General features: G+C 48.0%; 9 protein-coding genes. All 9 read right to left on the bottom strand.

The features are described 5' to 3' along the window. On the bottom strand, positions 1-1381 hold a 1381-nt coding region (locus AC2VLY_RS05455; protein WP_486891945.1), incomplete at its 3' end, for a xanthine dehydrogenase family protein molybdopterin-binding subunit. Between the two features lie 56 nt (positions 1382-1437). After that, the gene (locus AC2VLY_RS05450) at positions 1438-2442 is read right to left on the bottom strand and encodes a phosphorylase family protein (protein WP_486891946.1); all 1005 of its coding nucleotides are present in this window, start codon (positions 2440-2442) and stop codon (positions 1438-1440) included. Between the two features lie 21 nt (positions 2443-2463). Beyond that, the gene (locus tag AC2VLY_RS05445; protein ID WP_486891947.1) at positions 2464-3507 is read right to left on the bottom strand and encodes an adenosine deaminase; all 1044 of its coding nucleotides are present in this window, start codon (positions 3505-3507) and stop codon (positions 2464-2466) included. A 39-nt stretch (positions 3508-3546) separates the two neighbouring features. Continuing rightward, a complete protein-coding gene (locus AC2VLY_RS05440; RefSeq protein WP_486891948.1) occupies positions 3547-4776 on the bottom strand; it encodes an amidohydrolase family protein in 1230 nt (409 codons plus the stop codon). Between the two features lie 12 nt (positions 4777-4788). After that, positions 4789-6195 carry a purine-cytosine permease family protein gene (locus AC2VLY_RS05435; RefSeq protein ID WP_486891949.1) on the bottom strand — a complete coding sequence of 469 codons (1407 nt, stop codon included), beginning with the start codon at positions 6193-6195 and terminating at the stop codon, positions 4789-4791. 20 nt (positions 6196-6215) lie between these two features. After that, complete coding sequence (locus tag AC2VLY_RS05430) at positions 6216-6968, bottom strand: energy transducer TonB (RefSeq protein ID WP_486891950.1); 753 nt, start codon at positions 6966-6968, stop codon at positions 6216-6218. Between the two features lie 72 nt (positions 6969-7040). Next, entirely contained in the window at positions 7041-7439 is a 399-nt protein-coding gene (locus AC2VLY_RS05425) for an ExbD/TolR family protein (RefSeq protein WP_010641859.1), read from the bottom strand. A gap of 49 nt (positions 7440-7488) precedes the next feature. Beyond that, positions 7489-8187 carry a MotA/TolQ/ExbB proton channel family protein gene (locus AC2VLY_RS05420; RefSeq protein ID WP_486891951.1) on the bottom strand — a complete coding sequence of 233 codons (699 nt, stop codon included), beginning with the start codon at positions 8185-8187 and terminating at the stop codon, positions 7489-7491. 195 nt (positions 8188-8382) lie between these two features. Further along, positions 8383-8616 (bottom strand): hypothetical protein (locus AC2VLY_RS05415; RefSeq protein ID WP_486891952.1); only part of this gene is annotated, 234 nt, incomplete at its 5' end.

Genomic DNA, 8616 nt, shown 5'->3' with positions numbered 1-8616 from the left:
ATTCTCCGTTACCCGTAAAGCCGGCCCCATGGGCAAAAGTCGCCAAGCCAATGCCACGAAGTGTATCGTGTGGTGCTGCGTTCCAAACCCGAAATGCATCCTGTCGTTCATAATAATGGCTTACTCTGAGTGCCTCATCGAGAATTTCTTGCGCAAAACAGTCTTCTCCCACCAGATCGCCGGTCGGGCTGACATCACCACGGTGCAGCAAATTTTTCCGCCGTAACTCAGCCGGATCCATATTGAGCTTGGCAGCCAGGCGATCCATTGCCACTTCCAGTGCAAAAATGCTTTGTGGTGCGCCAAAACCCCGGAATGCCCCAAAGGGTGGGTGATTCGTCGCCACTGCTCGGCCTCTGACGCGGATATTGGCGCAGCGATACGGTCCCGGGGCATGAATAACCCCCCGTGACAGAACGACGGGACTCAGGGTACGGTAGGCACCGCCATCAATGGCAAAATCCATATCAATGAACTGGAGCTCACCCTCACTATTCGCACCAAGACGGACCAGACTGCGGGACGGATGGCGTTTGGGGGTTACGCGCAGATCCTCACCACGTTCGTAAATCAGCTTTACCGGTAGCCCTCCGGCCTTGAGCGCGAGCAGGGCGGCGTGGCAAGCAATCATGGAGGGATAATCTTCTTTACCGCCAAAAGCGCCACCGGTCGTGCTTTGTACGACTTGCAACCTGTTCTTGTCCAAGCCCGTGCACTGCTCCAGGGCATCCAGCACATAGTAGGGACACTGCATGGAACCCTCTATTCTGAGCACGCCATCTTCCTGGAGAACAGCAATCATTCCTTGTGGTTCAATGTAGAGTTGTTCCTGCGATGGCGTCAGCAAACGCTCTACAATCAGACACTCCGCATTTTTTTGTGCCTGTTCAACATCGCCCTTATTCAGGAGATAGTCCGTATAAACATTGTCTGGAATAATGGTGCTTTCTGCACCCAATGCTTCGTCAATATCAAAAACAGGATGGGCCAAGGGAGTCTCGCGGACATGAACGTGGCGTAAGGCCGTTTCAAGCATGCCCGGATCAGCGTGGGCCAACAAAGCCAACGGCTCTCCGGCGTGGCGAAACACCCGATCCACCAGCACAGGCTGGTCGTTTTCCAGCATTTTAATGGCATTAAGACCAGGTATATCCTGTGCTGTCACCACGACAAAAGGTGTCCAATCAAAGGTCGGATCAAAAGTCAGTTCTTCAACAACGCCACCAGCACATGAACTGCGTATTGTCGAAGCATGAAGTACCCCGTTTAAAGGAATATCATCCACATAAAGGGCCTTACCGGTAATTTTGGACAAGCCATCCACGCGTTTTGGAGAATTTCTCTTTTCCATCTCACCCGCCGCTTCCAATAATTTACGCATAATATGACTCCTGCACCGTAAAACAGCAGGTACTTATTCTATTCACTCTATTTACCCTATTTATAATTCTCATGAAGCAAGTGGTTAATTACAGCCTTGGTTACCCGTACTGCATTTTCTTCAGCCAAATTACTGGCATAAAGATCCCCGGTTTTCCATATTTGCTCTTCTGTTTCTCCCGGCGGCGGAACATCAATATCCGAGATACCCCGAATAGACAGATAATGATCGGCCAGGCCGAATCGCGACAGTGCCGCAATATCGCCCAGATCTTCCATGGCCGTGTTGGTATATTTGGCCTGACCATGGGTATAAAGGTGCACAATTTGCTCTGCGATTTTCTGATTTTCTTTTCCGATCCAGAAATCATCTCCAGTGATCGTCGCACCAGTCATTATTTTCGGACGCAAAGATACTTTAAAAGTCTTATCAAGCTTTATAGCCCCACTGGTATTGGCCAACTCAACATTGGCTGAAGCTTTGACTGCCGTATTCAACAGTGCGGGGTTCACCTTGTAAGCCAGATTTTCTAGCGTATTCTGGGTATAATCCGCACATTTACCAGGCATTGAATAATCATCGCATCCAGGTGCTGCCCATGCCAGCGTTTTTTGATCGCTGAGATAATGATGCCCAAATGCCCAGGAAATAATCCAGTTATTAATATAAACACTGCCCAGGGCAGATTCTTTCTTGTCCACACCACCAGCAATTCCACTACGAATGAAAATGGTTTTTTTCACATTGATCGCAGGGTCCTTGACCAAACTTGTCACCGTTATTGCTGCATTCATTTCTCCCTCGCCTGTCTCTGTGACACAAACACCTTGGTGATCGCAAATAAGGGGACGATACAATCCAGGAATAGATAACGATTTATAATGGTAAGACTTTTGTGTGGTCCAGGCATGCCATTCCGGAGGAAAAGCTGTCAATACGATCACTTTAGGGCTCATTACAGCTGATGGCAGGCTCGGTACGGCTGCCAGTGCGTTATTAGCAATCCAGGGCACCGTACAAGCCATTGATATGATACTGATACGAATAATATGCTTAATCACTTTACATCTCCAAGTCTGAAATCATGAAATAGGCGTGTAATTTTTGATATACTCTTCCAGCAGATGATTCATTTCGAGTTTTCTGCTTTCACTGCAAAAGCTGGCCTCTATTGCATTTTTTTGCAAAACAATCAGCTCCTCTACACCAAGACCAAGACAATCCATGGTCTCAACAATATTTTCATTAAGATAACCACCAAAATAAGCCGGATCGTCGGAATTAATAGTGGCCGACAGGCCCGCAGCCAAAAGATCACCCAGATTATGAGAATGCAAATCCGGAAACACCTTGAGCTCCACATTGGAAAACGGACAAACTGTCAACGGGATTTTTTCCGCCAATAACCTTTGCACCAGTTGCGGGTCTTCCATACAGCGCACACCATGGTCAATACGTTCGACCTCCAGTGTATCCAAGGCCTCCCATATGTAATCGGGCGGGCCCTCTTCTCCAGCATGTGCAACGCGGTGCAACCCAAGAGATTTTGCCAACTTGAATACTTCTTGAAACTTGCGGGGAGGATTACCCAGTTCCGCGGAATCCAGCCCAATACCTGCAATACCGCCAATCCGCAGCGCGTCTTCGAGCAAACCAACCGCCGACTCTGCATCACGATCTCTTTCAAAGCAAAGAATCAGCGCACTACTGATACCCCACTCCAACTCGGCTTCCCGAAGTGCGGGCTGTATACCACCCATGACCACATCCAGAGGGACACCGTGAGAAATATGCGTCTGCGGATCAAAAAATATTTCTGTATGAATAATATTCTGTTGCTTGCAGCGCTGCATATAAGCCTGCGTCAACTCATAAAAATCACGTTCCTCACGTAAAACTGAGGTGCCCAGATAATACACATTAAGAAAACTCTGGAGATCATCGAACTCATATGCGGCTCGTGCCACTTCTATATTGGCATAGGGCATGGCGATACGATGCCGTTCAGCCAAGGAAAGCAGCATCTCTGGCTCAAGCGTCCCCTCAATATGGAGATGCAATTCGACCTTGGGTAGATCCCGAACAAAATCAGCAAGTACTTTTTTTGAATTCAGATCAAAATTCATTCTGGTTAATCGCTCCCTTATTTAAAAAATGACTTGGATTTATGCAACTTTTTCTCCCGACAACCAGGTTCCTTGTGGGCGCGTTTCCAGCTCAGAAATACTGCCTGCCAGACTGGACTCGAACCAGCCCTCCCATGAATCATGGGAGTCCATGGTGGGCATTAAAATGAAATCTGCGCGTTTACCTGGAATAAAGTTCCCAGCAACGGAATCGCGACCCATGGCCTCAGCACCCGCCAATGTTCCTCGATAGAGCGCCTCCTGCACATTAATAGGAATGCCTGCTGCCTGATGTACAGATAAAAATCTTTGCATAACATGCAACATACTATGACTGGGACCGCCACCAATATCTGTAGCAAGTGCGAAAGGAATATCGTACTCACGCAACTTTTCCAGTGGCATCCGGCGATTACCAAGGGCTTCGTTGCTGGTTGGACAGTGGGCTACCCATGAACCACGCTCAGCCAGACGCTGCCATTCTGCATCACACATTTCGATACAATGACCAAGAATGGTTTTTTTAGTCAGCAATCCCGCACGATCATAAACTTCCGTATAATGCGCAGCATCCGGAAACAATTCTTTTACCCACGCCAATTCAGCCCTAGACTCGGCAAGATGGGTCTGAATGAACGCATCACTCGCTGCGGCAATTTGGCCCATCATACCAAGTGCAGCGGCACTCAGATTCGGGGCAAAACGAGGTGTCACGGCATAATGAATACGGTCTGTACGTGCCATAAAGTCTTTTAACAAAGCCGGATCATGCAAACTGTAATCCGTCAAATCATTGGGAGCGTTAGTGGCCATCAATACATTACCAATGATCCAATCCCCGCGCATCTTTTGCAAGGCGATCTCTGTTGCTGAAGCATGGGGACTGGAATAGCTCATTCCCATCACCGTACCCGCACGCAACAGATCAGTATAAAACTGTTCGGCCGCCGCTATGGCAAAGTCTGTGTCGATATATCGTGCCTCTTCTGGCCAGATATAAGATTTCAACCATGATAATAATTCTCCTGCATATTGCCCCCTTACTCGATGCTGCACCCAATGTAGATGCACATCAACAAAACCGGGCATTACCACGCCGTCTAATTCTATCAGTTGTAAATCTTTATTTTTTTGTGCTATCTCATCAAACTTTCCAATCGATTTTATAAGACCGTTTTCCACATAAAGTGCACCATCATCATAGAAGTCGGAGGAATCAGGTCCTTTCGGATTGAGAATTGAAGCTCTGAACAATTTTTTAATAATCATTTTTATAACTCTTCATTCTGCAATATTAGGGGCTTTGCTTTTTACAGCACATACACCCCTGACGTCCCTAGCATTTCTTTCGTCTGGTCTTGAGACAAATCGATACAGCATAGACAGCAGTACCCCTGTGGCCGCGCCCAGAAGTGGGGAAATATCATTCCCATGCAGCCATTGCGCGCCTGGGCCTTCCCACAACGGATTATTTGAAAACAGAATGGTAACTAGAATACCAAAGCCCAATATAAGCACATTTGCACCATATTTTTGCTGACGCACAGTCCCGTGGAGCGCCTCCGGAACAACGTCCATTAAAACATAGACAATCATGATGCCGGTCCAAGGTGCCGCAACTATTATCAACAAATCCAGAAAAGTTTGAAAAGAATCCCAAAATGAAGGCGCTATAAACAGCATATAAATTCCGACCAGGGTTGCCAAAAATGCATCCATGATGGTAAATTTCTTGCGGTCCAAATCTTTGCCCACGACTACTGCCAAACTGAATGCAGAACTGTAGGAGTTCAAAAAATTTGAGGCGAGAAGACCCATAACTGCAAACAGACAGAAACCCAAATACAACAACGTATTTCCTAATCCTCGTGCCGCAATAGTGATCCCTGATGGACCCACCTGTATCCCACCATGCACATAAAGCGTAATAGCCAGAGCCAAAATCAGGGCACCACCAACAAAACCACCCAAGCTGGGCCAGAGCGCAATTTGGGTGAGACTGCTGTCGCGACGGATATAGCGCGAATAATCCGAAGCAAACATCGTCCAGGAAAAAGCACCGCCCATCAACGCCAATGAAATACCCCCTAAAGCTTGTAGCGTATTAAAATGTCCTGAAGCCGGAACAGTTGTTAATGCCTCACCCCCGTGTAACCAAATTAATATAGCGATGGCGAATAAAGCCAAAAACAAGGCGCCCACCGTTTGTGCCGAAACAATAGCGCTATAACCAATAATTGGAACCACAAAATCGGCACATACCGCAATAAGAAGTGCGACATAAAGACTCTGTTCAGGAGAAACCAATGCATAGGTATTCAACACACTACGTAGAATATAAACCACCAAAACCAGCACCACCGCCTGCCAGCCAATCTGGGAGAGCCAATTACTGAATGAAATGAATTTGTTGAATGGCTTTCCAAAGACTCTTGCCGAAATAGCCATGGTCGGGATGCCATACACAAAACCCGGAATACTGAGAATACCAACAGCGAAAAAAAGCAAGGAAGCCAGCAGAACCACCCATAAAAAGGGTGCCAATGGGAACATTTGCGCGATCAATACCCCCACCGGAAGGCTGGAAGCTGTCATAGTGGCAGCCATCCAGATCAGCGCAACCTTCGGGGCAGTACTGTTGCGTTCGTTATCTCTGGTTGCGCTGATGGAATGGGAATCGCTCATCATATGTCTCCAACTGGCCTGTCTTAGTTAGAACTTGCACCCACTTCGACGGGTATCTGAAAAATCGTGTTCTGCTTGGGCATTTTCTTCAGAAATGGGGGAAAACTTCCGCTCTTTACGGCTGCCAGTGCAGCACGATTGACTGCCGACAACGGACTGGGATCAATGATCTTGGCCCAAAGCACTTTCCCTGAAGGCGATACCTCAAACTGTACGGTCGCCTTCCCCTTCAAACCCATTGCCCTCAGCTCTGCGGGAACATGCAGATTCTGCTGAATCATCGGCCGTAACAATCCCACGTACCTCCCCATCAAAGAGGCCGTCTGCGCTGCCGATAACGGTGGCGGGGCGGGCGGTGGCGGCGTCACGACCGGCTTGGGCGGTACTGGCGGGGCCGGAGGAACCGGAACCGGCTTGGGTGCAGGTGGCGTCACCGTTTTTACGGGCGGTGTCGGTACCGGTACCGGCTTTGGCGGAATCACAACCCGGGGGTGAGGCCGTGGCGGTGGGGGGGTTATATGCTGCACTACCGGCTTTGGAGGTACAGGTTTCGGCTGCGGAATGACTTTCGGTGGGGGCGGCGGCAATGAAACAACCTGCACCGCAATCACATGCTCCTTGGGTTTGATCACTGGCGGCGTGGGCGTCGTCTGACCATACCATACCAAGCCCAGTACCAGCATAATCTCAACGGCAACCGCAGCACTCAGCGCATATTTGAACTGGTGGTCCTTGGGTTGGGGCATCAATGTAAAAGTACCATTTTCAGTGATCATGCTCGCCATCTGCTGACATCCTATTTTTTGATCCATGCAACGATGAAATATTCTTCAGAAAACTTGCACTGCTCAGGTCGCTTTCGCCGCAATTCCTATCCCTGTCACTCCGGCTTTCTGACACGCATCCATGACATGTACAAAGTCTTTAAAGGGCACCATTTTGTCTGCTGCAATCGTGACCTGAGTATGTTTCGTGTCACCATCAGCCCCCAGAAAACTTTGCAGTTCGTCCAAGCTCATTTTTTTGCCTTTCACAACCACACTACCATCCTGAACAATGTTCAAGACAAAATGTGGATGCGGTAACACTTTCGTTTCGCTGGATGTGGGTAAATGCAGCTTGAGTCCTTTATCGGTAATCATCTGCAAGGTGATCATGATGAAAAAAACCAAGAGAAAGAGCATGACATCAATCATCGGGATGATTTCGACACGCCCTTTTTTACGGGGACGGCGCTGGGGTAGCATAGGAAACTCCTTATCCTAACAAACGAATAATCTATAAGTTTTCAATTTATTAAGCAGGCACTTTGCTGACGGCATTAGTCGGTTGGGCTGAGAAGCCTTCTTCCAGAACAACGGGGGCCCCATCCAACCGATTCATCAATACCAACTTGAGTGACTCCAGTTGAAAAATCGTTTTCTCAATAGAGTTATTGAACGCATTGAAGCTCAACAAGCCGATCATCGCGATAAACAGACCGGAAGCCGTTGCAATGAGTGCATCTGCCACACCACCCGTTACCGAAGTGGCGTCATGTCCAGGTGCCGCCAGTATCGAAAAGGCATGGAACATCCCCAAAATCGTGCCAAACAAGCCCAAAAGTGGGGCCAGCGTGACAATGGTATCCAGAATCCACAAACGTTTATCCAGACTGGGAGTGGTCAGGAAAATGGCTTCGTCCAAGCGGTTCGCAAAAGCTTCCCCCCTGGCGCTGCCATAATGGTGAATCAGATTGAAGTGACGCAGGGCGACACCAATTAATGCTTCTTCTGGTAAGCCCTTGGCCATGCCGGATAGTTCTTCCAGGTCAGGGCGCCGCAACTTGCCCTGGTTAGAAATTCCCCACAGTATTTTCTTCCCCTTGCTGATGGCATTACGGAGATACCAGCCACGATCGAAAATTACCGCTAACTCGACGACAAACAAGAACATCAAAACGTATAAAACGCCATCAGAGTAATTTGCAAGATGTACGATGTAAGCAAATGACATAAATAGAACCTCATGTTAGGTGATGAAGAAAATTATCAAGCACAGATATTGCATAAAGCATGCCACCTACTGAATCTGCACCCGATTGGGTGATTTATTCTCTATTTGGTGGAGATATGCCATTCTGTTCGGACAGTTTCAGTGCAAACAAGCCAGCAATGCACCATATTGGTGCGTTACGGTCATTCAATTTTTCTAACGATTAAAATGATGCGCGGATTGACAGGTTCCATAAAGTTCTTTTTTGGCGTGTGTTAATGACCAAAAAGTCAACGCAGACCAATCAAGTCCAAACAGCGTGAATTCATTAGTCAGGGAGGACCCTTCCAACGTGGTCAAAAAACTAAAAAGAGAAGTAGGATTCTCAGGCCTTATTTTTGCCAGCCTGGGGGGCATTATCGGATCCGGCTGGTTGTTCGGCCCACTGAA

Source organism: Acidithiobacillus sp. TH-A36 (genome assembly GCF_057473445.1).
The sequence above is the reverse complement of the archived record's forward strand: the minus strand, read 5'-3'. Positions and strand labels throughout refer to the sequence as shown.